The organism is Streptomyces sp. NPDC044704, from assembly GCF_056433525.1.
Genome location: NZ_JBWKGY010000006.1, coordinates 360,285 through 386,479, shown reverse-complemented (window position 1 = coordinate 386,479; position 26,195 = coordinate 360,285). Strand labels below are relative to the sequence as shown.

The window sequence follows — 26,195 nt, the reverse complement described above, 5'->3', positions numbered from 1 at the left end:
CTGGAGGTCGCCCCCGTGCAGACCCAGACCCTGACCGCGAACGTGAGCCACCCCGTTCAGCCCGCGCACCTCACCGACGACGCCGAAGCCGCCGCGGTGACAGAGCCCGACCCCGAGGCCGAAGCCGTGGACGACGAACCCGAGGCCCCGGAACCGGTCGGCCACGTGCCCGCCCCACGCGCACGCGGCAGGGACAACGGAAGCGGGGCAGGACCGTCCGCCGATCTCTTCCGGCAGTACCTCCGCGAGATCGGCAGGATCCCGCTGCTCACCGCCGCCGAGGAGGTGGACCTCGCCCGGCGGGTCGAAGCGGGCCTGTTCGCGGAGGAGAAACTGGGCAGCACCCCGGACCTCGACTCCCGGCTCGCCCACGACCTCGACAAGCTCGTGGTCATGGGCCGGATGGCCAAGCGCCGGCTCATCGAGTCCAACCTGAGGCTCGTCGTCTCCGTCGCGAAGCGGTACGTGGGCCGCGGCCTCACCATGCTCGACCTGGTCCAGGAGGGGAACCTCGGACTCATCCGGGCCGTCGAGAAGTTCGACTACGCCCGCGGCTACAAGTTCTCCACCTACGCCACCTGGTGGATCCGCCAGGCGATGTCCCGGGCCCTCGCCGACCAGGCCCGGACCATCCGCGTGCCGGTCCACGTCGTCGAACTGATCAACCGCGTCGTCCGCGTCCAGCGCCGCATGCTCCAGGAACGCGGCTACGAACCCACCGCCGAAGAGGTCGCCGTCCACCTGGAACTGACCCCCGAGCGGGTCCTGGAGGTGCTCCGCCTCGCCCAGGAACCGGTCTCCCTGCACGCCCCCGTCGGCGAGGAGGACGACGTCGCCCTCGGCGACCTCATCGAGGACGGCGACGCCGCCTCGCCCGTGGAGTCCGCCGCGTTCTTCCTGCTCCGCGAACACCTCGAAGCCGTGCTGTCGACCCTCGGCGAACGCGAGCGCAAGGTCGTCCAGCTCCGCTACGGCCTCGCCGACGGACGGCCCCGCACCCTGGAGGAGATCGGCCGGATCTTCGGCGTGACCCGCGAGCGGATCCGCCAGATCGAGTCCAAGACCCTCGGCAAGCTGCGCGACCACGCCTTCGCCGACCAGCTCCGCGGCTACCTCGACTGACACCGGCGGCGCCCGGAACGGGCAGGGGGCGCCCCGAAGGACGCCCCCACCCGTTCGACCGGCCTCCACGGCCGTCCCCGACGACCGCCTAGTCGACCTCGGCCACCGCCTGCGCGAACTGCGCCGCGTACAGCCGCGCGTACGCGCCGTCCGCCGCCAGCAGTTCCTCGTGCGTGCCCTGCTCCACGATCGAGCCGCTCTCCATGACCAGGATCACGTCGGCGTCCCGGATCGTGGACAGCCGGTGCGCGATCACGAAGGACGTACGGCCGTGCGCCAGGCGCGCCATCGCCTTCTGGATCAGCACCTCGGTACGGGTGTCCACCGAGCTCGTCGCCTCGTCGAGGACCAGGATCACCGGATCCGACAGGAACGCCCGGGCGATGGTGATCAGCTGCTTCTCGCCCGCGCTGACCCCCGAGCCCTCGTCGTCCAGCACCGTGTCGTAGCCGTCCGGCAGGGTGCGGATGAACCGGTCCGCGTGCGCGGCCCGCGCCGCCTCCCGGACCTCCTCCCGCGTGACCTCGCGGGAGGCCCCGTAGGCGATGTTCTCCGCGATGGTCCCGCCGAACAGCCAGGTGTCCTGGAGGACCATGCCGATGCCGCCGCGCAGTTCCTCGCGCGTCATCTTCGCGATGTCCACGCCGTCCAGGGCGATCTCCCCGCCCGTGACCTCGTAGAACCGCATCAGCAGGTTGACCAGCGTGGTCTTGCCGGCGCCCGTCGGACCGACGATAGCGACCGTGTGACCCGGCTCGACCGTCAGCGACAGGTTCTCGATCAGCGGCTTGTCCGGCTCGTACCGGAACGCCACCTTGTCCAGGGTGACCTGGCCGCGCAGCGTCTCCGGACGCTCCGGAACCTCCGCGTCCGGCTCCTGCTCCGCCGCGTCCAGCAGCTCGTACACCCGCTCCGCCGAGGCGACGCCCGACTGCACCAGGTTCGCCATCGAGGCCACCTGCGTCAGCGGCATCGAGAACTGGCGCGAGTACTGGATGAACGCCTGCACGTCACCGATCGACAGGGCGCCCGTGGCCACCCGCAGACCGCCGACGACCGCGATCAGCACGTAGTTGATGTTCGATATGAAGAACATCACCGGCTGCATGATGCCGCTGACCAGCTGCGCCTTGAACGAGGCCCGGTACAGCGCCTCGTTCTCCTCGGCGAACACCGCCGCCGACTCCCGCTGCCGCCCGAACACCTTCACCAGCGTGTGGCCGGAGTACATCTCCTCGATGTGCGCGTTGAGCGTGCCCGTGGTCTTCCACTGCGCCACGAACTGCGGCTGCGACTTCTTGCCGATCTTCGCCGCGACGAACACCGACAGCGGCACGGTCGCCAGCGCGACCAGCGCCAGCAGCGGCGAGATCCAGAACATCATCACCAGCACGCCGACGATCGTCAGCAGCGAGTTCAGCAGCTGCCCCATCGTCTGCTGGAGCGTCTGCCCGATGTTGTCGATGTCGTTCGTCGCACGGCTCAGCACCTCGCCGCGCTTCTGCTGGTCGAAGTACGACAACGGCAGCCGCGACAGCTTCGCCTGGAGCTCCTCGCGCATCCGGTAGACGGTGCCGTTCATCACGTGGTTCGACAGCCGGGTCGCGACCAGCATCAGCAGACCGGCCAGCGTGAACACCACCAGCGCCCACAGCGAAACGACCGCGACCCCGCCGAAGTCGATGCCCTCGCCCGGCGTGAAGTCGGTGCCGGACAGCATGTCGGCCATCCCGCCCTGACCGTCGGCGCGCATCCGCTCCAGCGCCTGCTCCTTGGTGATCCCGGCCGGCATCCGCCGGCCGACGATCCCCGCGAAGACCAGGTCCGTTGCGTTGCCGAGGATCTTCGGTCCGACGACCGCGCAGCCGACGCTGCCGACCACCGCCGCGACCATGCCCCACAGCTTGGCCCGGTCCTGCGCCAGCTGCCCCAGCAGCCGTTTGCCCGACCCCTTGAAGTCCATGGACCGCTCGCCGGGGCCCGTCATCATCCGTCCTCCGGGCCCGCTCATGCGGCCTCCGCCTCCGTCAGCTGGGAGAGCACGATCTCCCGGTAGGTCTCGTTGCCGGCCATCAGCTCGTGATGCCGTCCTTCACCCACGACCTGACCCTCGTCCAGGACGATGATCCGGTCGGCGTCGCGGATCGTGGAGACCCGCTGGGCGACGATGACCACCGTCGCGTCCTCGGTCTCCCGGGAGAGCGCCGCGCGCAGCGCCGCGTCCGTCGCGTAGTCCAGCGCCGAGAAGGAATCGTCGAACAGGTAGATCTCCGGCCGCTGCACCAGCGTCCGGGCGATCGCCAGACGCTGTCGCTGGCCACCGGAGACGTTCGTGCCGCCCTGGGAGATCGGCGCGTCGAGCCCGCCCTCCAGCTCGGACACGAACCCCTTGGCCTGCGCCACCTCCAGGGCCTGCCACAGCTCCTCGTCACTGGCGTCGGGACGCCCGTACCGCAGGTTGGAGGCGACCGTCCCGGAGAACAGGTACGGCTTCTGCGGAACCATGCCGACCGTCTTGGCCAGCAGCTCCGGGTCGAGCCGGCGCACGTCCTCACCGTCGACGAGGACCTCGCCGCCGGTCGCGTCGAACAGCCGCGGGACCAGGCCCAGCAGCGTGGACTTCCCGCTGCCCGTCGAGCCGATCACCGCGGTGGTCTCCCCGGGACGGGCCACCAGGTCCACCCCGCGCAGCACCGGCGCCTCGGCGCCCGGGTAGCGGAAATCGGCGCCGCGCAGCTCCAGCTGCCCGCGCCGGGCCAGCTCGCGCACCGGGTCGGTGGGCGGCACCACGCTGGACTCGGTGTCCAGGACCTCCTGGATGCGCTCCGCGCAGATCGCGGCGCGCGGCACCATCATGAACATGAAGGTGGCCATCATCACGGACATGACGATCTGCATCAGGTAGGCGAGGAAGGCCGTCAGCTGGCCGATCTCCATGCCGCCGCTGTCGACGCGCATCGCACCGAACCAGATGACGGCCACGCTGGAGACGTTCACGACCAGGATCACGACGGGGAACATCAGCGCGAGCAGCTTGCCCGCGGCCAGCGAGACACCCGTGAGGTCCGCGTTGGCCTCGCGGAAACGCTCCTTCTCGTACGGGTCGCGGACGAAGGCGCGGATCACGCGGTTGCCGGTGATCTGCTCCCGCAGCACCCGGTTCACGGTGTCGAGGCGGTCCTGCATCTGGCGGAACAGCGGCTGCGTCTTGTAGACGATCGCGCCGACCGAGATGCCGAGCACCGGCACCACCGCGAGCAGCACGCCGGACAGCTTCACGTCCAGGGAGAGAGCCATCGCGATGCCGCCGACGCACATGATCGGCGCCGAGACCATCAGGGTGAACGTCATCAGGGCCAGCATCTGGACCTGCTGGACGTCGTTCGTCGTACGGGTGATCAGCGACGGGGCACCGAACTGGCCGAGCTCCCTGGCGGAGAAGCTCTGCACCTGGTCGAAGACCGCGGCCCGCACGTCGCGCCCCAGCGCGGCCGCGGTGCGGGCGCCGTAGTAGACGGCTCCGACGTTGCAGACCAGCTGGACGAGCGAGACGCCGAGCATCAGCGCGCCGAAGGTGAGGATGTAGCCGGTGTCCCCGTTGACGACACCGTTGTCGATGATGTCCGCGTTGAGCGTCGGCAGGTAGAGGCTCGCACTGGTCTGCAGCAGTTGCAGCAGGACCAGTACGGCGATCGGTTTCCGGTACGGACCCAGATGGGTCCGCAGAAGTCGTATGAGCACGCGCAGGCTCCGGTCGGCAAGATCGAGGGGGTTCGCTCCATCTTGTGCCAACCGGGACCCCGAACCCCACCGGATTTCGTAAAGCCCGGTCAAAAGGAGGACGGGGCCTGAGACCCGCGCCCTAGTGCCGGGACTAGAACTGGAACGCCCCCGGGTGCAGCTGCTCCCGCGTGGCGACGTACTGCTGGCGCACCGCCTGCCAGGCCGGGTACTCCTCACCCGGCTCGAAGACCTGCGCCGCCGGCGCCGGCCACAGCGGGGGAGTGTGCGGGGCCAGCGTGCCCCGGTGCGCACCGAGCGCCCACGCCGCCTGCCGGGCCGCGCCCAGCGCCGCGTAGTCCGCCGGCGCCGGGACGACCACCTGCGTCCCGAACAGCCCGGGCGCCGCCGCCTGCACGGCGGGCAGGTCGGCCGCCGCGCCCAGCAGGAACACCCGCCGGATCCCGACCCCCCGGTGCCGCAGCACGTCCAGGGCGTCGACCAGCCCGCACAGCATGCCCTCGAAGGCGGCCCGCGCCAGGTGCTCGGGCTTCATCGAGTCCCGGCGCAGCCCGGACAGGGTCCCGGCGGTGTGCGGCAGGTTCGGGGTCCGCTCCCCTTCCAGGTACGGCAGCAGCACGAGCCCGTGTGCACCGGGAGTCGACTTCAGCGCGAGCGCGCTCAGTCCCTCCAGGTCGGTGCCGAGCATGTCGGCGGTGCCGCGCAGCGCCCGTACGGCGTTGGAGGTGTTCACCACCGGCAGGTGCATGCCGCCCGCGTCGGCCAGGGAGGTGATCAGGCCGCCCGGCTCCGCGAGGGCCTCGTGGTGCACGGCCATCACCGAGCCGGAGGCGCCCAGCGAGACCACCGCGTCACCCGGGCCCAGGCCCAGGCCCAGCGCGGCGGCCATCGTCTCGCCGGTACCGGCGGATATCAGCAGCCCCTCGGGCGTCATCCCGGCGGCGTCGGCCGGGCCGAGCACCTCGGGCAGCAGCGCCTGCCGGCCGAGCGCCAGCTCGACCAGGTCCGGGCGGTACGCGCCGGTCGCCGCCGACCAGTAACCGGTCCCGGAGGCACCGGCCCGGTCGGTGGTGCGGCGCGCCGGCCGGCCGAGCAACTGCCAGACGAGCCAGTCGTGCGGGGACATGAGGACCGCCACCCGGCGGGCCGCCTCCGGCTCCGTCCGGGCCAGCCAGGCCAGCTTCGCGATCGGCTGCGCGGAGTGCGGCACCGAACCCACGGCCTGGACCCAGGCCTGGCGGCCACCGAGCGCCTCGATCAGATCCGCGGCGGCGACCTGCCCGCGCTTGTCGTTGCCGACCAGGGCGGGCCGTACGAGCCCGCCCTGCGCGTCCAGCGGCAGCACGCCCTGCTGCTGCGCGGAGACGCCGATCGCCTCGACCCCCTCCAGCAGCCCCCCGCCGGCGGCCTCGCCGAGGGACAGCAGCCACGCCTGGGGGTCGGTCTCGTGGGGGACGGTCTCACCCGCGGACTGTGGATGGGGCGCGTAGCCCTGGCGCAGCACGGCGCCCGTGTCCGCGTCGCAGACGACGATGCGAGTGAAGGTGGAAGAGCTGTCCAGCCCGGCGACTATCCCCATGCGGAGAATTCTGCCGCACGCCGCGCCGGGCTCGGCCCGGCCTTCCGCCTCCACTCGCCGACGGCGTCAGGTGTTGCTCGTACCCCACTCGTCCTCGGTGCCCGCGCCGCCCGCGCCCCGGCTCCGCAGGGTCCGCACCCGCTCGGTCAGCGAGTCCGGAACGGCGTCGCCGACCTTCTCGCTCACCGCGGCGAACGCCTTGCCCGCGAAGGCGCGCCCGCTCTGCCCGGCCGTCTCGGCCGCGTTGCGCACCGCCGGGTTCTGCGCGACCTGGCGTGCCGACTTCTTCAGCTGCTCGTACCGCTCACGCCCGGCCCGGGTCCCCAGGACGTACCCGAGGGCCAGTCCGACCACGAACGTGACCTTGTACCGCATGCCTGTCACCCTTCGTCGTGTGGTGCCCGGCCTGCTGGAGATACCGATTGGCGGAGCACCCCCCTGCTTGCGCTAATCTATGACTCGCAACGGGCGCTCGCCCCCCGGCAAGGCCGGAGGTGGGCTGTTCGGTGCACCGCAGCAATCCCCTGTAGCTCAATTGGCAGAGCAGCCGGCTGTTAACCGGCAGGTTACTGGTTCGAGTCCAGTCGGGGGAGCGCGGTCCCCTGTAGCTCAATTGGCAGAGCAGCCGGCTGTTAACCGGCAGGTTACTGGTTCGAGTCCAGTCGGGGGAGCAGGAAAGAAGAGGACCCGGGCGGGTCCTCTTTCTTTTTGCCCTGAAACGGGAACCGGGCAGCCCTCGGCGCGGTCTCTCTGAACAGGTGAAGCCGATCATGCGAGGCATCCGAGGCAGGAGATCGTATGAGCGGCTATGCTGCGGCAGACGGCGCGCACACATGTACGCGCCACGCCGTAAAGGGGCGGTAGCTCAGCCGGTTAGAGCAGCGGACTCATAATCCGTCGGCCGTGGGTTCGAGTCCCACCCGCCCCACCGCGGAGCAGGTTTGCAGAAACGATTAGGCGGTCCTTCGGGGCCGCCTTTCGCATGTCCGGGGTCCGTTACCCGAGGGCGCGCCGCCGGGCCGCGGCCGCGGGTGCGTCCGCGGTCGCGGCCCCGGCGGCGGGGCTAGAAGTTCTCGGTCTCCTCCACCAGGTGGCGCAGTACGTCGTCCAGGTCCTCGCGGCGGGCGAAGGCCGCGCGCTGCCGGGCGGCGCCCGAGCCGTCGCGCAGCAGACCGCCCAGGGTCTTCGCGGCGTGGTCGAGGTCACCGGCGGCGGCCAGCGCCGGGGCGACCAGGTCGAGCAGGGCCTCCGCGAGGTCGGCCGCCGGTAATTCGGCGCCCGTGTACGGGTCCAGGCCGAAGCCCTCCAGGCCGTCGTGCGCGGCCCGCCAGCGCGCGAGGCGCAGTACGTCGTCCCGCAGGGGCGGATCCGGGCGCTGCTCCGCGATGTCGCGCAGGGCCGTGGCCACCAGGGCACGGGCCAGCTCGGCCTGGAGGACGGCCGTGTCGATGTCCGGGGACATGTCGGGCGCCCGGATTTCGAGGGTGGGCCAGTTCCCGGACGGGCGGAGGTCCCAGTAGACCATCTTGGTGTCCAGGGCGGCCCCGGAGCCGAGCAGGGTCTGCACCGAGCGCCGGAAGTGGGCCGTGGACGTGAAGTGCGGGGGCAGCCCGGCGGAGGGCCAGCCCGACCAGGCCATCGCCCGCCAGCTGGAGTGACCGGTGTCCCGGCCGCCCCAGAAGGGGGAGTTGGCCGCCAGCGCGATCAGCGTGGGCAGCCACGGTCTGACCCGGTTCGAGACCGCCACGGCCGTGTCCACGTCGAGGGTGCCGATGTGGATGTGGCGGCCGCAGCTGACCAGGGTGTCGGTCAGGGCGCCGAAGCGCCGGTGCTGCTCGCGCTGGCGCGGCTCGTCGTCGGTCAGGTGCAGCGGCCCGGACAGGGCCACGACGGGCGAGGGCGCGGCGAGCAGCCGGCAGCCGTGCGCGCGGGCGGCCCGGGCGAGGCTGCGCCGCAGGGCGGCGAGCTCCTCGCGCAGGGTGACCGCGGAATCGGCGACCGGGGTGGAGATCTCCACCTGGTACCGGGTCCCCTCGGGGTGGATCTCCTGGGGGAGTCCGGCGGCGGTGGCGAGGACGAGCGGAGCGGCCGGGACCACCCGCAGGGTGCGGGCGTCGACGAGGAGGAACTCCTCCTCGACCCCGACCGTGAGGGGGGAGGTGCGGCCGCTCGCGGTGCGCAGGCCGTGGCCCGTGGGGCTGGTGTGACTGGTGCTCGTGGTGCTGTTGCCAGGTTCGATCACTACGCCTCCCTGGACATACGAGTCTTTTCATCATGAGCCGAGCGGGAGGCGAGGAGGGTACGGCGATTCGGTCAAAAGTGCGGTGATAGTGGCGGGTTAGCGGCAGCCGGAGCCCCGGCCTGGGGCGGCGGATCCGCGTGGGGAGGGCGTTGCGGGTGTGTGAACAGCGGTCCGCGGCCCCGGGCCGGCCGCGAGCCGGTGGTTATCATCCGCTGTGACCGGTACCGCCTCTCCTCCGCAGCCGCGTCGACGGATATTCGCCGACCTGACCCCTTTGCGTACCTCCGCCCACTACCGGCGGCTGTGGGTCGGGGGCACCATCTCCTGGCTGGGCCAGGCGATGACCGCCCTCGCCATCTCCCTCCAGGTCTACGACATCACCGGATCCAGCTTCTCGGTCGGGCTGGTCGGGCTCTTCTCGCTGGTGCCGCTCGTCGCCTTCGGCCTCTACGGCGGCGCCATCGCCGACACCGTGGACCGGCGCAAGCTCGGCCTCTACAGCTCCCTCGGCCTCACCGTCCTGTCCGTGACCCTGGCCGGCGCCGCGCTGCTCGACTACCACCGGGTGTGGCTGCTCTACACGGTCGTCGCGCTCCAGGCGGTCTGCGGGGCGCTGAACGGACCGGCCAGATCGGCCATGATCCCCAGGCTGCTGCCGCCGGAGCAGCTGCCCGCCGCCAACGCGCTGAACTCCGTCACCATGACCTCCGGGATGATGGCCGGGCCCGTGCTGGGCGGCCTGATCGTCGGCTGGTGGGGGTACCAGGCGGCGTACCTGATCGACGCGGTCACCTTCGTCGCCGCCCTCTACGCCATATGGCGGCTGCCGTCGATGCTGCCCGAGGGCAAGCAGGGCCGGGCCTCGGTCATGGACGGGCTGCGCTTCCTCGGGACCCGGCCCAACATCCGGATGACCTTCTTCTCCGATCTCGCCGCGATGGTGCTGGCCCATCCGCGGGCGCTGTTCCCGGCCATCGCCGTGCTCTGGTACGGCGGTGACGCCAAGACGGTCGGCCTGCTGGCCGCCGCGCCCGCCGTGGGGGCCCTGCTGGGCGGGCTGTTCTCCGGCTGGCAGGGGCGGATCCGGCGCCACGGGCTGGCCATCCTGATCTCCGTCGCCGCGTGGGGGCTGGCCGTCGCCGTCTTCGGGCTGACCCGGAACCTCTGGCTCGGGCTGTTCTTCCTGGCCCTGGCCGGCTGCGCCGACACCGTCTCGATGGTGTTCCGCACCACCATGCTCCAGGCCGCCACCCCGGACGGCATGCGCGGCCGGCTCCAGGGCGTCTTCATCGTGGTGGTCGCGGGCGGGCCCCGGCTCGGGGACTTCCTCGCCGGGACCGCCGCCGAACTCACCTCCCCCGCCGTCGCCATCACCGGCGGCGGGCTCGGCTGCGTCCTGGTGGTGGGCCTGCTCGCCGCCCGGTGGCGGGCCTTCGCCCGTTACGACGCCCGCTCGCCGCAGGCCTGAGCCCCGGCGCGGGGCGCCGCCCGGGTCGCGCCGGGGGAGACGGCCTACGCGTCCACCGGTTCGCGGGTCCGGTCCCCGCCGCGGTCGCCGGTGTTCGGGGTTCCCGCCGGCTCGAAGAGCAGTACCTCCGCCTCCTCGGCCGCCACCGGGAGGTGCTCGACGCCGCGCGGGACCACGTAGAGCTCGCCGGGGTGCAGGACGACCTCGCCGTCCCGCAGCCGGATCGTGAGGGAGCCCCTCACCACGAGGAACATCTCGTCGGTGTCCTCGTGGCTGTGCCAGACGAACTCCCCCTGGATCCGGACCGCCTTGACCTCGTAGTCGTTGACGCGGGCGATCCGGCGCGGGGCCCACCGCTCGGTGAAACCGGCCAGCTTCTCGGCGATGTTGACCTTCGTGGGGGCCTGCGCGCCGTTCCGCGCGCCGTCCTGTGCGGTGTCCTTCTGCGTCGTCGTCATGCGGACAGGCTGCCGGGGGCGGGCGCGGGCGGTCTTGTACGTTCCTGACATGGCCGCCACACCCCCGCGCAGCACCGTCTCCGCCTGGCGGCCGCCCGTCGAGGGCATCGCCGAGGTCTTCCACGCCCGCTTCACCGCCCACGCCTACCCGGCCCACGTGCACGACACCTGGACCCTGATGCTCCTGGACGGCGGGCGGGTCGACTTCGCCCTCGACCGGGAGCGGTACGGTGCCGGCGCCTCCGGCCCGGTGATCCTCCTGCCGCCCGGCGTGGTCCACGACGGGCGGACCGTCACCGAGACGGGCTTCCGCAAGCGGGTCCTGTACGTCGACACCTCCGTGCTGCCGGAGCGGCTGACCGGAGCCGCCGTGGACGCGCCGCTGCTGCGCGACCCGGCGCTGCGGGACCGGCTGGACGGGCTGCACCGGGCCCTGGCCGGGCGGGAACCGCTGGAGGCCGAGGCGCGGCTGGCGTTCGTGGGGGAGCGGCTGCGGTGGTGGCTCGCCGGGCGGCGGCGGCCCGCGCCGTCCGCGACCCCGGGCGCGGGGACCGCCGTACGGCTGCGGGAGCTGCTGGACGCGCGGGTCGTCGAGGGGATCACCCTGGCCGCGGCGTCGGCCGCGCTGGGCGGCGTACACCCCACGCACCTGGTCCGGGCCTTCCGGCGGGCCTACGGGCTGCCGCCGCACGCGTACCTGACCGGGCGGCGGGTGGCGCGGGCGCGGGAGCTGCTGCTGGCGGGCGTGCCGGCGGCGGAGGCGGCGACGGCGGCCGGCTTCTACGACCAGGCGCACCTCACCCGGCACTTCGGCCGGCACGTCGGGATCGGACCGGCCGGATTCGCCCGGTCCGGCCGTGTGTGAAGGGGAGTTGGCGGATTCGTTGCGGTGTCGTTGCCACCCCTTCCCTTTTATTTCTGATCGACATATGACAGTTCGGCAGTCTTCGCCCGCGCCGACGCGGGCGGCCCAGCCGATCCAGGAGGAAGGCCTTCATGCGCCTTCGTACGCTCGTCACCACCGCGGCGGCCACCGCCGCACTCGCCGGAGCGCTCGCCCCGCCGGTCGTCGCGGCCCCCCAGAACCGGGCCTGCTCACCTCACCTGACCGTCCGCGGTTTCTCCGACTCGCTCGACAAGAGCCTCCTCGACGGGCGCCTGGTGGGCGGCATCTCCGGCCTCGCCCTCGACCGGGACGGCTCGGTGGCCGCGGTCTCCGACAAGTCGGCGCTCTACCGCCTGAAGGTGGCCCGCGGGGACACCCCGACGGCCACGGCCACCGCGCGGCTGCCGCTCACGGACGGCGGGGGGAAGCCCCTCGACTCCGAGGGAGTGGTCGTCGACCGGGACGGGACCTACCTCGTCACCGACGAGAACGCGCCCGCCGTCCGCCGCCACGGCCGCACCGGTGAGGTCCTCGCGACCCTGCCCGTCCCGCCGGCGTTCCGGCTCGCCCCCGAGGGCCGGGCCACGGCGAACCAGACCTTCGAATCGCTCACCCTGCTCCCGGACGGACGGACCCTGGTCGCCGGAGTGGAGGGCCCCCTGGCCGGGGACGGCAAGGACGCCCAGGGCCGCACCCTCCAGCGCATCCAGACCTGGGAACGCGGCCGGGACGGGCAGTTCGCCCTCGGCCGCCAGTACGCCTACCCCGTCGACGCCGGGCACGGGCTGGTCGAACTCGCGCCGACCCGCGACGGACGCCTCATCGTGCTGGAACGCGGCTTCACCCGGGAGTTCGCCATCACCGTACGGCTGTACGTCGCCGACCCGCTCGGGGCCACCGACACCTCGAAGGTCGAGACGCTGACCGAGGGGCGCGGGCTCCGGCCCGCCCGCAAGACGCCGATCGGCGACCTGAACGACTGCCCGACGCTCGGCGCGCCGTCGAAGCTGCCGCAGAACCACCCGCTGGTCGACAACGTCGAAGCCATGACCGTCCTGGACGACGACGCACGCGGACGGACCCGGCTGCTGCTGGCCAGCGACGACAACGAGTTCCCGCAGCAGATCACCCGCCTCTACACGGCCGACGTCCGCCTCCCCGCGCGGCGGTACTGAGTCCTGCCAGGGCTACCGCCCGACGACCCCGCGGGCCACGCCCAGCGCCACCAGGTCCTGCGGCCGGATGCGCAGCTGCTCCGCCGTCTCCGGGGCCCGGTCGGCGGGGCGCTTGAGGATGGCCGCCGCCAGCTCCGGGGCGATCACCGAGAAGTAGCTGTCCGGGGTGACCCAGGTGTTCCCGGGGGCGGCCAGCGCGAGGGCGCCCCCCGAACCCCCTTCGCCGATCAGGAGGGTCGTCACCGGGACCGTCGCCGAGGCGAGCGCCGCGAAGGTGTCGGCGATCGCCGCGCCGGCGCCCGCGTGCTCGGCCTCGGCGTCGTTGGCCGCGCCCGGGGTGTCCACCAGGGTCAGCACCGGGATCCCGAGCCGGTCCGCGAGACGCACGACGCGGGCGGCCGTACGGTAGCCCGCCGGGCGGGTGGCGGTGCCGCACTGGGCCGCGTACGCGACGGCCCGGCCCTCCCGCAGCCCGAACCCGCACAGCACACCCGGGGTCGACGCCGCCCGCCCGGTCCCCGGAGAGCGGCAGCCGCAGCTCGAAGTACGCCTCCAGGTACGCCTCGGCGCGCGGGCGGGCCGGATGCCGGGCCTGGAGGACGGCGTCCCAGCCGGTCGCCGGCGGCGCCACGTCGGCCAGCGCGGCCGGGGGCGCCACGGCGCCGGCCGTGCGGGGCGCGGCCAGCAGGCGCAGCCAGTCCGCGAGCACGGCCGGCAGTTCCTCGGGGGGCACCACGGCGTCGACGTGCCCGGCGGCGTACTGCCCCTCGGCGGTGTAGGCCGCCGGATCGGCGTCGGCGGGCCGCACCCGGGACCCCGCGAAGCCGACCTGCGCCCCCGGGAGGGCGAGCACGACGTCCGCGCCCGCGCCGAGGGTGGCCCACCCGCCGCCGGTCGTCGGATCGCGCAGCACGGCGATCTGCGGCAGGCCCGCGGCCCGGGTCCGTACGCACTGCGCGGCCACCCGCTGGAGCTGGGCCAGCGCGAGCATCCCCTCCTGCATGCGGGACCCGCCCGTGGCGATGAGGGACACCAGGGGCAGGCCGTGCTCCCGAGCGTGGCCGTACGCGGCTTCGAGCCGGTCTCCGGTGCGCTGCCCGAGGGAACCGCCGAGGAAGCCGAACTCGAAGGAGATCAGGGTGGCTTCGCGGCCGCCGATGCGGGCGGTGCCGGTCACGACGGACTCCCGCTCGCCGGTACGGGCCGTGGCGCGGGCCCTGGAGGCGTCGTAGCCGGTCCAGCCGAGGGGGCCGTCGTCCGGGGACTCCCGCTGCGGGGCAGGGAGTTCGGCGAAGCTGCCGGGGTCTGCGAGGGCGGCGATGGCGGCGCGGGCCGAGAGGCGGGTCGTCACGCCACCACCCTAGGTCGTGCGGCCGCCTCTGCCGTGCCCGGCGGGGTACGGGGGTCGCCGCTGCGCGGGGCCCTCCCCTCCCCACCCTTCCCCCGTTCCCGCCTCAAACGCCGCCGAGGCTGAAGCACCCCAACGGGCCCGGCGGGACCAGCGGTGCGGAGCCTCCCGGGGCCCCACCCCAGCCCCCGCGCCTCAAACGCCGGCGGGGATGGGGTGGCTCGGCGGGTCCGGCGGGGCTGGAGTGGCTGGACGGGGCTGGCGGGGTCCAGCGGTGCGGGGATTCCTGGGGCTCCGCCCCAGATCCCGCGCCTCAAACGCCGGCGGGGCTGGAGTGGGTCACGGGTCGGAGGGGCTGGGGTGGCTTAGGCGCCGGCGGGGCTGGAGTGGCCCGACGGGCTCGGCGGGCTCGATGGGTCCGGTGGGGCTGGAGGGGCCCAAGGGGGTCGGCGGGGCGGGAACTGCGCGGTCGGGGTCGGGGTCGGGGTGGGGTGTCGGCCGGGGCTCAAACGTGATTTGTTGGCGCCCTGTGCCGACCGGCAAGGCGACTCGGACCGGGCGCCATAAATCATGCCCGCCCCGGACGACACCCCACCCCGGCCCCGGCCCCGACCCACCGCAGCCACCCCGCCCCGGGCCGAAGCTGCCGCCGCTTTCGGGTCCCGCTCAGCGCACCCACCCCGCCCCGGGCCGAAGCTGCCGCCGCTTTCGGGTGCCGCCCAGCGCAGCCACCCAACCCCCGGGGCGAAGCTGCCACCCCTGGTGGAGGCGGGGGCATCTCGGGCCCCGTCCGGGCTGGGCTAGAGGGGGGACTCCCATCTCACCGTCGTGGTCCGCGTGTTCGTTTTCGTATGGCCGTCGTCGGTGACGGAGAGGCGGACCCGGGTCGGGGTGGCGTCGATCGTGACCTCGATCGAGGTCACCCCGCTGCGCCGGTGGGCCGCGGCCAGCGCACCGCGCAGGGCGGAGAGGAGGCCGCCCGCCACCGGCTCGGTGAGCAGCGCGTCCACCGCGCCGGCGAAGTGCACCGACGGCTGGAAGCCGAGGAGCACCGCCGCCCCGCCCGTTTCGCGCAGGACCCGTCCCCGGAACGTCGTGGGGGCGTCGGTCGGCGGCTGCTGGAGGGCGAAGATGGCCGTCCGGACCTCCTGGATGGTGGAGTCCAGTTCGTCGACGGCCCGGCTCAGTTCCTCGCCGACCGTGTCCCCGGCCGGCGCGTTCGACGAGCGCCGCCGGGTGCTCTCCAGCATCATCTCCGTCGCGAACAGCCGCTGGACCACCAGGTCGTGCAGGTCGCGGGCGATCCGGTCGCGGTCCTCGTAGACGGCCAGCTGCTCGCGGTCGTGCTGCGCGTCCGCGAGGACGAGCGCCAGCGCGGCCTGCGAGGCGAACTGCGAGGCCAGCAGCCGGTCCACGGCGTCGTACGCGGGCCCGCCCCGGGCCCTCGGCAGGGCCAGCGTGCCGATCAGCTGCCCGCCGCTCTGGAGCGGCAGCATCATGCTCGGGCCGAAACGTTCCCGCACAGGGGTGGTCATCCGCGGGTCCGTCGCCGAGTCCTCGATGAACACCGGTTCGCCGCCCAGCAGTTGTTCCAGTACGGCCGAGCCCGGCGCGATCGCGGTACCGATGAGGTCCCCGGGGTCGCCGTGCGTGGAGGCGGCGACGATCTCCATGCCGCCCTCCGGGGTCGGCTGGAGCACGACCCCCGCCGCCGCGTCCGCCAGCAGCCGGGCGCGCTCCGCCACGCACATCAGGGCGTCCGCGGCCGGCCGTCCCGCCAGGAGGGTGGTCGTCACCGCGGCCGCGCCCTCGATCCAGCGTTCCCGGCGGCGCGCCGTCTCGTACAGCCGGGCGTTGCCGATCGCTATCCCCGCCTGCGAGGCCAGGACGCGCAGCAGGGCGAGGTCCTCCTCGGTGAAGGGGCCGCCCCCGCGCTTCTCGGTGAGGTAGAGGTTCCCGAAGACCTCGGTGTGGACCCGGATGGGTACGCCGAGGAAGCTCCGCATTGGCGGATGGCCCGGCGGGAGTCCCGCCGAGCGGGGGTCCCGCGTCAGGTCGTCCAGCAGCAGCGGCCGCGGGTCGGTGATCAGCGCGCCGAGCACGCCGGAGCGCCCGTCGGGCAGCCGGGGGATCGCGGCCCGTTCGGCCTCGGTCAGCCCGGCGGTGAACAGCCTGGTCAGCCGGGCGCGCTCGGGGTCGACGACCCCGAGCGCCCCGTACCGCGCCGCGCACAGTTCGGCGGCGGATTCCACGATGTGCTGGAGGGTGGTGTGCAGCTCCAGTTCCGATCCGACGCTGAGGACCGCTTCCAGCAGGACCGGGAGACTGGCCGGCTCGGCGTCGGGGGCCGTCTCCGGCGTCATCCGGCCAGCGGGTTGAGAACCATGGGTGCGATCTTTCCTTCCAGCATCGCGCCGAGACCGAGCACGGCGCACACGTCCGGGCGTTCCGCGATGGCCACGGGCATTCCGGTCTGGTCCCGGAGCATCTGGTCCAGGCCCGGCAGCAGGGCGCTGCCGCCCACCATCATGATCCCCCGGTCCGTCAGGTCCGCGACCAGGTCCGGAGGGCAGTCGCGCAGCACCTTGCCGATGCCGTCGAGCACGGCGGTCAGCGGGGTGTGGATGGCGTCCCGTACGGCCGCGGTGTCCACGTGGACGGAGCGGGCGAGTCCGGTGGCCACGTCGCGGCCGTGGATCAGGGTGGAGGCCGGGCCCTCGGCGGTGAGGCCGTTGCCGTGCAGGGCCAGTTGGAGCGGCCGGACGGCCTGGCTCGGCAGCATCAGTTCGTGGGCGTGGCGCAGGTGCTGGACCACCGCGTGGTCGATGGCCTCGCCGCCGACGGGGATCCGCTGGGCGGTGACGATCGAGCCGAGGGAGAGCACCGCCACCTGGGTGGCCGCTGCCCCGCACACCATGATCATCGTCGCGGTCGGCTGCTCCACGGGCAGGCCGCAGCCGACGGCCGCCGCGATCAGGGTGTCGACGAGTTCGACGCGGCGGGCGCCGAGCCCGACGAGGGTTTCGACGGTGGCCCGCTGGGCCAGCGGGTCGGCGTCGTGGGGGGTGCAGGCGGCGGCCCGCAGCCGGGGCTTGCGGCGCAGGGCCCGGCGCAGCTTCTCGCCGAGCAGGTGACGCAGCATCCGCTGCGCCATTTCGATGTCGACGACGGTGCCGCCGGAGACGGGGCGCACGACCCGGATGTAGTCGGGCGTACGGCCGGTCATCCGTTCGGCGAAGGTGCCGACGGCGATGAGCGCACCGGTCCGCGTGTTCACGGCGGCGACGCTGGGCTCGTCGACGACCAGTCCGGCGCCCTTCACGTACACACGGGTCCTGGCGGCTCCCAGGTCGACGGCGACGTGGCAGCGGCGCAACTGCTCAAGACTGACGGTCACGGCAGATCCTCCCGAGAGCACTGACGCAAGAGACCGGCGGGCGCCGATCGCAATTCATATCTTCTCGGGTAAATGGGGTATGGCGCCCGTTGAGATGCTCCGGGCGGGGTGTGCCGGACGGGTCCGGAGGTGCTGCACGGGGGTGGATTTCTGTACCGACAGGCAGCACGATGCGCGCACGTCCGCGCTACTGGCGCGTAACAAGGTAAAGGGGAACCGATGCTGACGCCCCGCCAGAAGATCCTGGCGTTCCTGACGCTCTCCGCCGCCCTGCTCGCGCCCCTGCCGGCCCACGCGGCCGCCGGGACCCCGGCCGGCTCCGCCGAGCGGGCCGCCGTCCGCAATCCGGTGGTCTTCGTCCACGGTTACAACGCCGACCCGGGCGTCTGGGGGTCCCTGCGCGAGGACCTGAGGGCCGACGGGTACGCCGACTCGGAGCTCTTCTCGTGGGGTTACGACACCCACCAGTCCGTCAACGAGGTCCTCTCCGGGCGGCTCGCCGCGTACGTCGACCAGGTCCGCCGTCAGACCGGCGCCGCCCGGGTCGACATCGTCGGTCACTCGTTCGGATCCCTCGTCAGCCGCTGGTACGTCAAACACGGCGGCGGCACCGCGACCGTCGGCCGCTGGGTCTCCCTGGCCGGCCCCAACCACGGCACCTCCACCGCCTGGGCCTGCGCCCTGTGGGACCAGGCGTGCCGGGACATGACCCCCGGGTCCTACGTCGTGAAGAACCTGGCGTCCGGGGACGAGACGCCGGGGGAGGTGCGGTACGCGACCTTCTGGTCGGAGTGCGACGAGGTGGTCAACCCGGACAACAGCGTCCCGCTCGCCGGGGCGGCCAACGCGCCGGTCGGCTGCCTGGCCCACAACGACCTGCTCGGCGACGACGCCACCTCGGCCGGCGTCCGCGCCTTCCTCGCCTCCTAGGGCCTGTCGTCAAACTCCCGTCTGCCCCGCGACGCCTGGCACGCGCTCTCGCCGCACCGGGCGAAAGCCAAGTACGTCCAGTACGCGGGCTTCCGCCCGGCGCGCCGAGAGCACGCACCAGACGCCGCAGGGCCGCCCTCCGGGCGACGACGGGAGTTTGACGACAGGCCCTAGGCCGCCCGACCCGGGGGACTAGGACGGAGCCCCGGGCTCCGCGGCGTCGGAGACCCGCTGGAGCAGTCCGTACGTGAACTCCGCCACGCGGGGCCGGCCCGACGCCGTGAACGCCAGGCGCCACCGGGTCGGGGCGGTGCCCTCCATCGGCCGCACCGGGGCGAAGGCCCGCGCGACCTCGTCGACCGTCGCCGACCAGGGCCGCAGGTCGGCGGCGGTCTCCAGGACGGGCCCCGGCGCGCCCGGGGCCCGGACCAGCCACTCGTTCCACACCGCTCCGTCCGGCGCGGCCAGCACCTCGAAGCGCAGCCCCGGCCACAGCGGGACCGGCCACAGCAGGGCCTCGCACTCCAGGTCGCCGATGGTGCGCGGCGCCACGGATTCCGGCGGCCCGAGCACGGACCGGTAGCGGGCGAGGCCCCCGCGGGACCGGGGCGAGCGCACCATCGCCTGCCAGCGCTTGTTGGCCTCGCGCTGCTCGGCGAGGGTGGCGCCCAGCCGCAGCCGGGCCTCTTCGGCGAGGTCCGGCTGGAAGTCCGCCATCCTGCGCAGCAGGACCAGCTGGAACGCGGCGGGGCCGAAGGGTCCCCGGGCACCGGGATGCGGGTTCGCGGTCATGGAGGCAAAGATTCCACACAGGATCCTTACGAACCCGCGATGCGGATGTTGCGTCCGACCACGTAGCCTGCGGGCGCCATGGACTACTGCCACGCCTGCCAGCGGCACCTCAACGGCGCACTCGCGTGCGCCGGCTGCGGGACTCCGGCCGCCCACCTGATATCCGCCGCGCCCGCCGCGGGGGCAGTGCCCCCTGCCGTGCCGCCCGGCTCCGTCGCACCGGCCGCGCTGTCGGAGGTGTACGCCGATTCGCTCGTGGTGCTGTCCGGCCCCCACGAGGGCCGGGCCGGTACCCGCCGGCGCGCCGAAGGCCGGCGCCGGACCCGCCGGACGGTGATGTCCGTGGGCCTCGGGCTGGTGCTCGCGGCCGGGGGTTCGATCGCGTTCGCCCGGATCGTGACCGACGACGAGGGCGCCGACCGGGCCGCGCAGGTGGTCCTGAAGGACGACACCGAGCAGCAGCAGGCCGTCCCCGCGCCGGACCTCTCCACCGGGGCGGCGCCGTCGGCCGGGACCGGCGGGGCGGGTACCGGGACGGCGAAGGCCACCGCGAGCGCCACGAAGTCGGCCGGGCCCTCGGGGTCGCCGAGCGCGTCCGCGTCCGCGCCGGGGGCGGAGGCCTCCGCCTCGGCGAAGCCGGGGTCCTCGCAGAGCGCCACCGGGGGCGGTGCGACCGTACGGCCTCCGAAGCCGGGGCAGCCCGCGCCGAGCACCTCCGCGACGACGAAGCCCCCGCAGCCGACGCCCACGAAGACCAAGCCGGGCAAGCCGACCCCCAAGCCGACGCCCACCGAGGACGACGACTGCTGGCTCTTCTGCTGGTGAGCCGGTGAGCCGGTGAGCCGGTGCGCCGCCGGGCGACGGCGGGCCGCCGGGTGCCCGTGAGCCGCCGGGGCCTCAGCCCAGCATCCGCCTGAGCAGGTCCCGCAGCGCCGTGCGCTCGTCCGCCGACAGTCCCGCCAGCGGCTCGCGGGCGAAGTCCAGGGACTCGCGCAGCCGCTCCGCCGTCTGGAGCCCCTCCTCCGTGGGCGCGGCCAGCTTCACCCGCCGGTCGGCCGGATCCGGACGGCGCTCGACCAGGCCGCGGGTCTCCAGCCGGTCGATGATGCCGGTCACGTTGGACGGCTCGCAGCGCAGCTTCTTCGCGATCCGGCGCATCGGCAGCGGCTCCATGGACAGCAGCGCCAGTACCCGGGCCTGGGCGCCGGTGAGCTGGTGGCGCGCGGCCGCGTCCTCGTACTCCATGTGGTAGCGGGCCACGACGTCGCCGATGAGTTCGACGACCTCGAGGGTCACTGGGTCTGTGCGACGGCTGGGCATGGAACCAGCGTACCCATTTACTTGACAACATGAAATATCCAGCTGCATGGTTGTTTCATGTGGTGAAGCACTTTTCCGGTGCGGAACCGTTGCGACACCGTCTTTTTCCCCTTTCAGGTCATCAGGAGCGCCGCATGTCCCAGATCCCTGCCGTCAGCCGCGAGTGGCACCTCGTCCGTCGCCCGCAGGGCTGGCCCGTCGCCGAGGACTTCGCCCTGCGCGAGGTGCCGGTGTCCGCCGAGCCCGCCGCCGGCCGGATCCTGGTCCGCAACCTCCACATGTCCGTCGACCCGTACATGCGCGGCCGGATGAACGACGCCAAGTCCTACATCCCGCCCTTCCAGCTCGACGAGCCGATGCTCGGCGGTGCGGTCGGCGAGGTCGTCGCCTCCGCCGCCGAGGGCTTCGAGGTCGGCGACCACGTCCTGCACCACCTGGGCTGGCGCGAGTACGCGGACCTCGACGCGACGTACGCCACCAAGGTCGACGCCTCCCTCGCCCCGCTCTCCGCCTACCTCGGCGTGCTCGGCATGCCGGGCCTGACCGCCTACGCGGGCCTCTTCGAGGTCGCCTCCTTCAAGGAGGGCGACGCCGTGTTCGTCTCCGGCGCGGCCGGTGCGGTCGGCAGCCTCGTCGGCCAGTTCGCCAAGATCAAGGGCGCCTCCCGGGTGATCGGCTCCGCCGGCTCGGACGAGAAGGTGACGCTCCTCACGGAGAAGTACGGCTTCGACGCCGCCTTCAACTACAAGAACGGCCCCGTCGCCGAGCAGCTGCGCGCGGCCGCCCCCGACGGCATCGACGTCTACTTCGACAACGTCGGCGGCGACCACCTGGAAGCCGCGATCTCCTCGCTGAACGTCCACGGCCGCGCCACCCTCTGCGGTGCGATCGCCGGGTACAACGACACCGAGGCCGCACCGGGCCCGCGCAACCTGATGATGGTCATCGGCAAGCGCCTGCGGCTCCAGGGCATCCTCGTCGGGGACCACGCCGGGCTCCAGCAGCAGTTCGTCCAGGACGTGGCCGGCTGGCTGCGCTCCGGCGAGCTCCGCTACGACGAGACGGTCGTCGAGGGCGTCGAGAACGCGACCTCGGCGTTCCTCGGAATGCTCCGCGGCGAGAACACCGGAAAGATGATCGTTTCCTTCACCGGTTAGGCTCACTCCACACCGTCGTGATCGTGGGCGCGCATCACGGCGATTCATCTGGAGGATTTCCTTTCATGTCCATCACGCAGACCGACGTCGCGTACACCGCTGTCGCCACCGCCGAGAACGGCCGTGACGGCCGCGTCGCCACCAACGACGGCAAGCTCGACGTCGTCGTGAACCCGCCGAAGGAGCTCGGTGGCAGCGGCGAGGGCACCAACCCGGAGCAGCTGTTCGCCGCCGGCTACAGCGCCTGCTTCCAGGGCGCCCTCAGCGTCGCCGCCCGCAACGAGAACCTCGACGTCACCGGCTCCACCGTGACCGCCGAGGTCGGCATCGGCAAGAACGACGACGGCTTCGGCATCATCGTCAAGATCTCCGCCACGATCCCCAACGTGGACGCCGCCACCGCCAAGGACCTGGTCGAGAAGGCCCACCAGATCTGCCCGTACTCCAAGGCCACCCGCGGCAACATCACGGTCGAGCTGGCCGTCTGATCCCCGCTGCACGCAGTGAAGGCCGCACCCCTCCCGGAGGGGTGCGGCCTTCGCCGTAAACTGGCCCCATGCGTGATCTTGCGGGGGGCTTCCGGTACTTGCTGGCCGGACAGCGATGGGTGTTCGGGCACGGCCGCTGGCTGGGATTCGGCCTGCTGCCGGGCCTCGTCGCGCTGGTGCTGTACGTCGGCGCGCTGATCGGGCTGTTCCACGGCGCCGACGACTTCACCGCCTGGGCGACGCCCTTCGCCTCGGACTGGTCCTCACCCTGGCTCGGCATCTTCCGCGGCACCCTGACCGCGCTGGTCTTCGGCCTCGGCCTGTTCCTGTCGGTGATCACCTTCACCGCGGTGACCCTGCTCGTCGGCCAGCCCTTCTACGAGTCGCTCTCCGAGCAGGTCGACCGGACCGAGGGCGGCGAGGTCCCCGAGTCGGGGCGCTCGCTGTGGGAGGACCTGTGGATCTCCGCCCGGGACAGCCTGCGGCTGCTCCTGCGGGTGGTGCTCTACGGCATCGTCCTGTTCGCCCTCGGCTTCGTCCCGGTCCTCGGGCAGACCGTGGTCCCGGCGATCGGCTTCTGCGTCTCCGGCTTCTTCCTCACCCAGGAGCTCACCTCCGTCGCCCTCCAGCGGCGCCGCGTGGACCTCGACGAGCAGCTGACCCTGCTGCGCGGGCGCCGCGCGCTGGCCCTCGGCTTCGGCGTGCCGCTGGTGCTGGTCTTCCTCGTCCCGTTCGTCGCCGTGTTCCTGATGCCGGGCGCCGTCGCGGGGGCGACCCTGATGGCCCGCGAACTGGTCGGCGCCGACGAGGACGCCGAGCCGGAGAGCCGGCCGGCCGGCCGGCCGGACGAGGAGGCCGGACCCGGCGAGGCCCAGGCGCCGCCGGCCGGCGGCTTCGGCCCGCCGCCGCCCTCGTACGCGTAGGGGAGCGGGCTACGCCGCCCCGCGCCGCAGCAGCGTGATCGCCCCGGTGGTGTCCTCGCCCGCGTGGGCGGCCGGGTCGGCCTCCAGGCGCTCGCGGATCAGGTCCAGGTACGGCGTGATCAGCTCGGCGCTGACGCCCTGCCCGGCGGCGGTCGTCAGCAGGGTCGCGCTCGCCGCGACCTGCATCGCCAGGCTGGACTCCACCCCGGAGGTGAAGTCCCGGGAGGTCAGCCGCTCGGCGGCGTTCCCGACGAAGAACCCCATCGCGCCCAGCCACTCGGACAGCAGCGGGGACAGGCTCGCGGGGGAGATGTCCTCGCCCTCGATCAGGGCGTAGGCGTGCGAGATCCCCGCGAACAGGCCGTACATCGCGCTCAGCAGCGCCACGTCGTGCAGGGCCGCGTGCCCCGGGTCCTCGCCGACGAAGCGGGCTCCGGCGGGGACCTCCAGAGTGGCCCGGTGGGTGTCGAACAGGGCGCGCGAGCCGCTGTAGAAGACGTAGCCGCCGGTCTCCGGGGCGCCGATCATCGACGGCGTGCCCATGATCCCGGCGTCCACGAACCGGGCTCCGCGGGCCTCGGCCCAGGCGGCCCGCGCGCGGCCCTCGGCGGGCGTGCCGGTGGTGAGGTTGACGAGGTCCTTGCCGGTCAGGTCGATGCCGTCGAGGGTGGCGTCGACGGTCTGGTCGTCCAGCAGGCAGAGCACGATCAGGGTGTTCGCGGCGACCGCTCCGGCGGGGTCCGCGGCGACGAGGGCGCCTGCGGGGGCCAGGGCCCCGGCCTTGGCGGCGGTGCGGTTCCAGACGGTGAGCGGGTGCCCGGCGGCGAGCCAGGTGCGGGCGAGGGCGGTGCCCATGGCGCCGAGGCCGAGCAGGGTGAGCGGGGTCTTCGTCGTGTGCGTGTCGGTCATGGCGTTTAGCCTGGTCGCGGGCGGTGAACCGCTCAAGTACGCACTTTGGAGTGGGTGGTTACCCCAAGGTGAGCGAGCAGCTGGGGAGGGGTGCGCGATGGCGCTGACGCGAAGGCCCGGGGCGGATCACTGTGGGATCGCCGCGGCGATGTCCGTGATCGACGGCAAATGGAAGGTCTCGCTCCTGTGGGAGCTGGACCAGCATCCGGGGCGGCGATTCGGCGAGCTGCGCCGGCTGGTCCCGGGGGTGTCGGAGAAGGTCCTCGCCGCGCAGCTGCGCGAGCTGGAGACGGACGGGATCGTCCACCGCGAGGTGTACGACGAGGTCCCGCCGCGGGTGGAGTACTCGCTGACCGCGCTCGGCCAGGAGCTGAACACGGCCCTGGAGGCACTGGGCGCCTGGGGCACCAAGCACCTCCTGCCGGCGCCGGCCGCCGCCTCGGCCTGACCGCCTCGGCCTGACCCCCTCGGCCTGACCGCTTCGGCCTGACCGCCGCGGCGACCGCGCCCGCCCGGCCGCCGCCCGTCACCGGGCGGCGGCCGGGCGCGCCGTGCGGCGCGAGCGGGTCAGCCGGCGGCCGTGTCGGGGACCTCGGCCGTCACCACGCCCTCCCGCTCCGCGTCCGCCTCGGCCAGCAGCGCCCCGCCCGGGGCCCACACGGCCGAGCGGCCGCAGCCCGTCCACGGCCCCGCCGGGCCGACGTGGTTGGCGAGGACGACGTACAGGCCGTGGTCACGGGCGATCCCCGGGTACACGGCCGCCCGCTCCGCGATCCCGTCGCCCGTTCCGTACAGGGAGCTCGCCAGGTGCACCCGGCAGCCGTCCGCCGCGGCCCGGCCGGCCAGTTCCGGGAAGTGGTTGTCGTAGCAGACGCCCAGCGAGAAGCGGATCCCGCCCAGTTCGAAGCGCCCGTCGCCCGTACCGGGCCGGAAGGTCTCGTTCTCCTGCCGGTAGAGGTGCTGCTTGGCGTACGTGGTGAGGTGCGTGCCGTCCGCGCCGTACACCGTCGTCGCGATGAGGGGCCGGCCCCCGTCGGCGGCGGGCAGCGCGACCCCGACCGCGGTGGCGACGCCCGCGGAGCGCAGCGGGTCCAGGCGGGGGTCGTCGGCGGCGGTCCACAGCCCCGGGTCGGCGGCGAGCGCCGCCAGTTCGTAGCCGGTGAGCGTGAACTCGGGGAACACCACGAGGGCCGCCCCCTCGTCCCGGGCCCGTCCGGCGAGGACGGCCGCCCGGGCGGCGTTGGCGCCGACATCGGCGGGGACGCAGCTCAGCTGCGCGGCGGCGATCCTCACCCGGCGGCCTTCGCCGCCCTGACCACCTGCGGCACGGGCCGTACGGTCAGCGACTCGACCAGGACGTGGTGGTCGGAGAAGGGCGTGTCGGTCACCGTGCACCCCTGTCGGAGTTCACTGCTGAACAGGTAGTCGATCTTCGCGCCCGATCCGTGCGTGGCCCGCCCGGTGCGTGCGTGTCCCGTCTGGTCGCACTCCCGGTAGCCGCCGTCGAAGTCGGGGTTGGTGGTGTAGAGGCCGGCGGGCCACACCCAGGCGTCCTTGTCGTTCGGGGAGTCGGGGGACAGCGCGTTGAAGTCCCCGCCGAAGACCGTCCTGGGGAACGTCTTGACGACCGCCTTGATCTCCTTGAGCTGGTCGTCCCGGTAGTCCCAGGTGGGGTGGTCCGGGTTGCTGCCCAGGGGCGAGAGGTGGACGTTGCACAGGCGGACCTGCGACTCCGCCGACGTCGCGCACTGGAAGGGCCGCTGCTGGCCGACGTACGGCTGCGTCGTCGGGTACTCGCGGGGGTCCCCCATCTGCCCCTTCAGCACGATCGCGGTGCCGATGCGGTCGGCCCGCCCGGTGTCCTCGCCGCAGCGGCTGTTCCACTTGCCGGACGCGCCCTGGGACCACTGGTACGGGGCGAAGCTCTTCGTCCACTCCGGGCCCAGCTGGGACATCAGGGAGGTGAGGTCGTCCTCGCACACCTCCTGGAGCAGGACGACCCGCACGCCCTGGTCCCGGACCTGGCCCTTCACCACGTCGATCTTCTGCTGGGGGGTGCCGGTGCCCTCGCAGTGCCACGTGGAGCGCTGCGAACCGCACATGTTCCAGGACATGACCTGGAGGGGCGCCTCGGCGGCGGTGGCCGACGGCGTCCCCAGCCCGGCGGCGAGCAGCAGGGCGGCCAGCACGCCCGCGCTCCGCCTCGACGTTCCGGATACGTTCATGAAAGTTCCCCGTTCCCGAGGGGTCCGCTCGCCGA

General features: G+C 73.2%; 23 protein-coding genes, 3 tRNA genes and 1 pseudogene. 13 read left to right on the top strand and 14 right to left on the bottom strand.

The annotated features are described in order from the left end of the window. Window positions 1-15: 15 nt before the first annotated feature. Window positions 16-1,122 carry an RNA polymerase sigma factor gene (locus AC07B0_RS18545; protein WP_467298291.1) on the top strand — a complete coding sequence of 369 codons (1,107 nt, stop codon included), beginning with the start codon at window positions 16-18 and terminating at the stop codon, window positions 1,120-1,122. Window positions 1,123-1,210: 88 nt separating this feature from the next. On the opposite strand, the gene AC07B0_RS18540 is transcribed toward AC07B0_RS18545, so the two are convergent. From AC07B0_RS18540 to AC07B0_RS18525, 4 genes are all read right to left on the bottom strand, one after another. Then, complete coding sequence (locus AC07B0_RS18540) at window positions 1,211-3,133, bottom strand: ABC transporter ATP-binding protein (protein WP_467298293.1); 1,923 nt, start codon at window positions 3,131-3,133, stop codon at window positions 1,211-1,213. Next, entirely contained in the window at window positions 3,130-4,863 is a 1,734-nt protein-coding gene (locus AC07B0_RS18535) for an ABC transporter ATP-binding protein (RefSeq protein ID WP_467298294.1), read from the bottom strand. The genes AC07B0_RS18540 and AC07B0_RS18535 overlap by 4 nt, the downstream gene beginning before the upstream one ends. A 133-nt stretch (window positions 4,864-4,996) precedes the next feature. Next, complete coding sequence (locus AC07B0_RS18530) at window positions 4,997-6,442, bottom strand: FGGY family carbohydrate kinase (RefSeq protein WP_356874137.1); 1,446 nt, start codon at window positions 6,440-6,442, stop codon at window positions 4,997-4,999. A 66-nt stretch (window positions 6,443-6,508) separates the two neighbouring features. After that, entirely contained in the window at window positions 6,509-6,817 is a 309-nt protein-coding gene (locus AC07B0_RS18525) for a YtxH domain-containing protein (RefSeq protein WP_356874139.1), read from the bottom strand. Window positions 6,818-6,962: 145 nt separating this feature from the next. On the opposite strand from AC07B0_RS18525, the gene AC07B0_RS18520 reads away from it, so the two are divergent. The 3 genes from AC07B0_RS18520 to AC07B0_RS18510 all read left to right on the top strand — a co-directional run bounded on the left by AC07B0_RS18520 (window position 6,963) and on the right by AC07B0_RS18510 (window position 7,370). Then, a tRNA-Asn gene (locus AC07B0_RS18520) sits at window positions 6,963-7,035 on the top strand. Window positions 7,036-7,040: 5 nt separating this feature from the next. Then, window positions 7,041-7,113, top strand: a tRNA-Asn gene (locus AC07B0_RS18515). A 183-nt stretch (window positions 7,114-7,296) separates the two neighbouring features. Further along, a tRNA-Ile gene (locus AC07B0_RS18510) sits at window positions 7,297-7,370 on the top strand. Between the two features lie 135 nt (window positions 7,371-7,505). Here AC07B0_RS18510 and AC07B0_RS18505 read toward each other — a convergent pair. Next, window positions 7,506-8,684 carry a carboxylate-amine ligase gene (locus tag AC07B0_RS18505; protein ID WP_356874141.1) on the bottom strand — a complete coding sequence of 393 codons (1,179 nt, stop codon included), beginning with the start codon at window positions 8,682-8,684 and terminating at the stop codon, window positions 7,506-7,508. Between the two features lie 214 nt (window positions 8,685-8,898). On the opposite strand from AC07B0_RS18505, the gene AC07B0_RS18500 reads away from it, so the two are divergent. Beyond that, window positions 8,899-10,152, top strand: coding sequence for an MFS transporter (locus AC07B0_RS18500; protein WP_478898598.1), 1,254 nt, complete (start codon window positions 8,899-8,901; stop codon window positions 10,150-10,152). Between the two features lie 44 nt (window positions 10,153-10,196). Here the strand turns inward: AC07B0_RS18500 and AC07B0_RS18495 are convergent, their stop codons facing one another. Further along, window positions 10,197-10,610, bottom strand: a complete 414-nt coding sequence (locus AC07B0_RS18495) for a cupin domain-containing protein (RefSeq protein ID WP_478898597.1) — start codon at window positions 10,608-10,610, stop codon at window positions 10,197-10,199. A gap of 49 nt (window positions 10,611-10,659) precedes the next feature. Between AC07B0_RS18495 and AC07B0_RS18490 the strand changes: the two genes are divergently transcribed. Together AC07B0_RS18490 and AC07B0_RS18485 are read left to right on the top strand one after the other, a co-directional pair. Further along, a complete protein-coding gene (locus tag AC07B0_RS18490; RefSeq protein ID WP_478898596.1) occupies window positions 10,660-11,475 on the top strand; it encodes an AraC family transcriptional regulator in 816 nt (271 codons plus the stop codon). A gap of 131 nt (window positions 11,476-11,606) precedes the next feature. Continuing rightward, window positions 11,607-12,671 (top strand): esterase-like activity of phytase family protein, encoded by a 1,065-nt coding sequence (locus AC07B0_RS18485; protein ID WP_478898595.1) that lies wholly within the window; start codon window positions 11,607-11,609, stop codon window positions 12,669-12,671. A 12-nt stretch (window positions 12,672-12,683) separates the two neighbouring features. Here the strand turns inward: AC07B0_RS18485 and AC07B0_RS18480 are convergent. The 3 genes and pseudogenes from AC07B0_RS18480 to AC07B0_RS18470 all read right to left on the bottom strand — a co-directional run bounded on the left by AC07B0_RS18480 (window position 12,684) and on the right by AC07B0_RS18470 (window position 17,416). Beyond that, window positions 12,684-14,022: pseudogene (locus AC07B0_RS18480) on the bottom strand (carboxyl transferase domain-containing protein). 797 nt (window positions 14,023-14,819) lie between these two features. Continuing rightward, the gene (locus AC07B0_RS18475) at window positions 14,820-16,382 is read right to left on the bottom strand and encodes a sensor histidine kinase (RefSeq protein WP_356874153.1); all 1,563 of its coding nucleotides are present in this window, start codon (window positions 16,380-16,382) and stop codon (window positions 14,820-14,822) included. Beyond that, complete coding sequence (locus AC07B0_RS18470) at window positions 16,379-17,416, bottom strand: rod shape-determining protein (RefSeq protein ID WP_356874155.1); 1,038 nt, start codon at window positions 17,414-17,416, stop codon at window positions 16,379-16,381. Before AC07B0_RS18470 ends, AC07B0_RS18475 begins: the two co-directional genes overlap by 4 nt. A gap of 219 nt (window positions 17,417-17,635) precedes the next feature. Between AC07B0_RS18470 and AC07B0_RS18465 the strand changes: the two genes are divergently transcribed. Continuing rightward, window positions 17,636-18,346 (top strand): esterase/lipase family protein, encoded by a 711-nt coding sequence (locus tag AC07B0_RS18465; RefSeq protein ID WP_478898594.1) that lies wholly within the window; start codon window positions 17,636-17,638, stop codon window positions 18,344-18,346. A gap of 192 nt (window positions 18,347-18,538) precedes the next feature. Here the strand turns inward: AC07B0_RS18465 and AC07B0_RS18460 are convergent, their stop codons facing one another. Next, window positions 18,539-19,138 (bottom strand): hypothetical protein, encoded by a 600-nt coding sequence (locus tag AC07B0_RS18460; protein WP_356880512.1) that lies wholly within the window; start codon window positions 19,136-19,138, stop codon window positions 18,539-18,541. A gap of 78 nt (window positions 19,139-19,216) precedes the next feature. Between AC07B0_RS18460 and AC07B0_RS18455 the strand changes: the two genes are divergently transcribed. Further along, a complete protein-coding gene (locus AC07B0_RS18455; protein ID WP_356880510.1) occupies window positions 19,217-19,963 on the top strand; it encodes an SCO2400 family protein in 747 nt (248 codons plus the stop codon). A gap of 72 nt (window positions 19,964-20,035) precedes the next feature. Here AC07B0_RS18455 and AC07B0_RS18450 read toward each other — a convergent pair whose 3' ends face one another. After that, window positions 20,036-20,458: a MarR family winged helix-turn-helix transcriptional regulator gene (locus AC07B0_RS18450; protein WP_356880508.1), complete on the bottom strand. Its 423-nt coding sequence runs from the start codon at window positions 20,456-20,458 to the stop codon at window positions 20,036-20,038. Between the two features lie 134 nt (window positions 20,459-20,592). Here AC07B0_RS18450 and AC07B0_RS18445 point away from each other — a divergent pair, with 134 nt between their 5' ends. From AC07B0_RS18445 to AC07B0_RS18435, 3 genes are all read left to right on the top strand, one after another. After that, the gene (locus tag AC07B0_RS18445) at window positions 20,593-21,615 is read left to right on the top strand and encodes an NADP-dependent oxidoreductase (protein ID WP_356880506.1); all 1,023 of its coding nucleotides are present in this window, start codon (window positions 20,593-20,595) and stop codon (window positions 21,613-21,615) included. A 65-nt stretch (window positions 21,616-21,680) separates the two neighbouring features. Next, window positions 21,681-22,103 carry an organic hydroperoxide resistance protein gene (locus AC07B0_RS18440; protein ID WP_356880504.1) on the top strand — a complete coding sequence of 141 codons (423 nt, stop codon included), beginning with the start codon at window positions 21,681-21,683 and terminating at the stop codon, window positions 22,101-22,103. 68 nt (window positions 22,104-22,171) lie between these two features. Next, on the top strand, window positions 22,172-23,026 hold the full coding sequence (locus AC07B0_RS18435; RefSeq protein WP_478898593.1) for an EI24 domain-containing protein: 855 nt from the start codon (window positions 22,172-22,174) through the stop codon (window positions 23,024-23,026). Between the two features lie 9 nt (window positions 23,027-23,035). Here the strand turns inward: AC07B0_RS18435 and AC07B0_RS18430 are convergent, their stop codons facing one another. Then, on the bottom strand, window positions 23,036-23,935 hold the full coding sequence (locus AC07B0_RS18430; RefSeq protein ID WP_469380880.1) for an NAD(P)-dependent oxidoreductase: 900 nt from the start codon (window positions 23,933-23,935) through the stop codon (window positions 23,036-23,038). A 148-nt stretch (window positions 23,936-24,083) separates the two neighbouring features. On the opposite strand from AC07B0_RS18430, the gene AC07B0_RS18425 reads away from it, so the two are divergent. After that, window positions 24,084-24,383, top strand: coding sequence for a winged helix-turn-helix transcriptional regulator (locus AC07B0_RS18425; protein WP_467290747.1), 300 nt, complete (start codon window positions 24,084-24,086; stop codon window positions 24,381-24,383). 119 nt (window positions 24,384-24,502) lie between these two features. Here the strand turns inward: AC07B0_RS18425 and AC07B0_RS18420 are convergent, their stop codons facing one another. Both AC07B0_RS18420 and AC07B0_RS18415 read right to left on the bottom strand, forming a co-directional pair. Beyond that, window positions 24,503-25,228, bottom strand: coding sequence for a carbon-nitrogen hydrolase family protein (locus AC07B0_RS18420; RefSeq protein WP_478898592.1), 726 nt, complete (start codon window positions 25,226-25,228; stop codon window positions 24,503-24,505). Next, window positions 25,225-26,160 carry an endonuclease/exonuclease/phosphatase family protein gene (locus tag AC07B0_RS18415; protein ID WP_478898591.1) on the bottom strand — a complete coding sequence of 312 codons (936 nt, stop codon included), beginning with the start codon at window positions 26,158-26,160 and terminating at the stop codon, window positions 25,225-25,227. The genes AC07B0_RS18420 and AC07B0_RS18415 overlap by 4 nt, the downstream gene beginning before the upstream one ends. Window positions 26,161-26,195 lie beyond the last annotated feature (35 nt).

Bases quoted from the DNA above. Each gene is read 5' to 3' on its own strand.
- AC07B0_RS18455 (WP_356880510.1), top strand. From the start codon at position 19,217: ATGGACTACTGCCACGCCTGCCAGCGGCACCTCAACGGCGCACTCGCG.
- AC07B0_RS18465 (WP_478898594.1), top strand. From the start codon at position 17,636: ATGCTGACGCCCCGCCAGAAGATCCTGGCGTTCCTGACGCTCTCCGCC.
- AC07B0_RS18540 (WP_467298293.1), bottom strand. From the start codon at position 3,133: ATGAGCGGGCCCGGAGGACGGATGATGACGGGCCCCGGCGAGCGGTCC.
- AC07B0_RS18445 (WP_356880506.1), top strand. From the start codon at position 20,593: ATGTCCCAGATCCCTGCCGTCAGCCGCGAGTGGCACCTCGTCCGTCGC.
- AC07B0_RS18475 (WP_356874153.1), bottom strand. From the start codon at position 16,382: ATGACGCCGGAGACGGCCCCCGACGCCGAGCCGGCCAGTCTCCCGGTC.
- AC07B0_RS18530 (WP_356874137.1), bottom strand. From the start codon at position 6,442: ATGGGGATAGTCGCCGGGCTGGACAGCTCTTCCACCTTCACTCGCATC.
- AC07B0_RS18440 (WP_356880504.1), top strand. From the start codon at position 21,681: ATGTCCATCACGCAGACCGACGTCGCGTACACCGCTGTCGCCACCGCC.
- AC07B0_RS18495 (WP_478898597.1), bottom strand. From the start codon at position 10,610: ATGACGACGACGCAGAAGGACACCGCACAGGACGGCGCGCGGAACGGC.
- AC07B0_RS18525 (WP_356874139.1), bottom strand. From the start codon at position 6,817: ATGCGGTACAAGGTCACGTTCGTGGTCGGACTGGCCCTCGGGTACGTC.
- AC07B0_RS18425 (WP_467290747.1), top strand. From the start codon at position 24,084: ATGTCCGTGATCGACGGCAAATGGAAGGTCTCGCTCCTGTGGGAGCTG.
- AC07B0_RS18450 (WP_356880508.1), bottom strand. From the start codon at position 20,458: ATGCCCAGCCGTCGCACAGACCCAGTGACCCTCGAGGTCGTCGAACTC.
- AC07B0_RS18460 (WP_356880512.1), bottom strand. From the start codon at position 19,138: ATGACCGCGAACCCGCATCCCGGTGCCCGGGGACCCTTCGGCCCCGCC.
- AC07B0_RS18430 (WP_469380880.1), bottom strand. From the start codon at position 23,935: ATGACCGACACGCACACGACGAAGACCCCGCTCACCCTGCTCGGCCTC.
- AC07B0_RS18485 (WP_478898595.1), top strand. From the start codon at position 11,607: ATGCGCCTTCGTACGCTCGTCACCACCGCGGCGGCCACCGCCGCACTC.
- AC07B0_RS18490 (WP_478898596.1), top strand. From the start codon at position 10,660: ATGGCCGCCACACCCCCGCGCAGCACCGTCTCCGCCTGGCGGCCGCCC.
- AC07B0_RS18415 (WP_478898591.1), bottom strand. From the start codon at position 26,160: ATGAACGTATCCGGAACGTCGAGGCGGAGCGCGGGCGTGCTGGCCGCC.
- AC07B0_RS18435 (WP_478898593.1), top strand. From the start codon at position 22,172: ATGCGTGATCTTGCGGGGGGCTTCCGGTACTTGCTGGCCGGACAGCGA.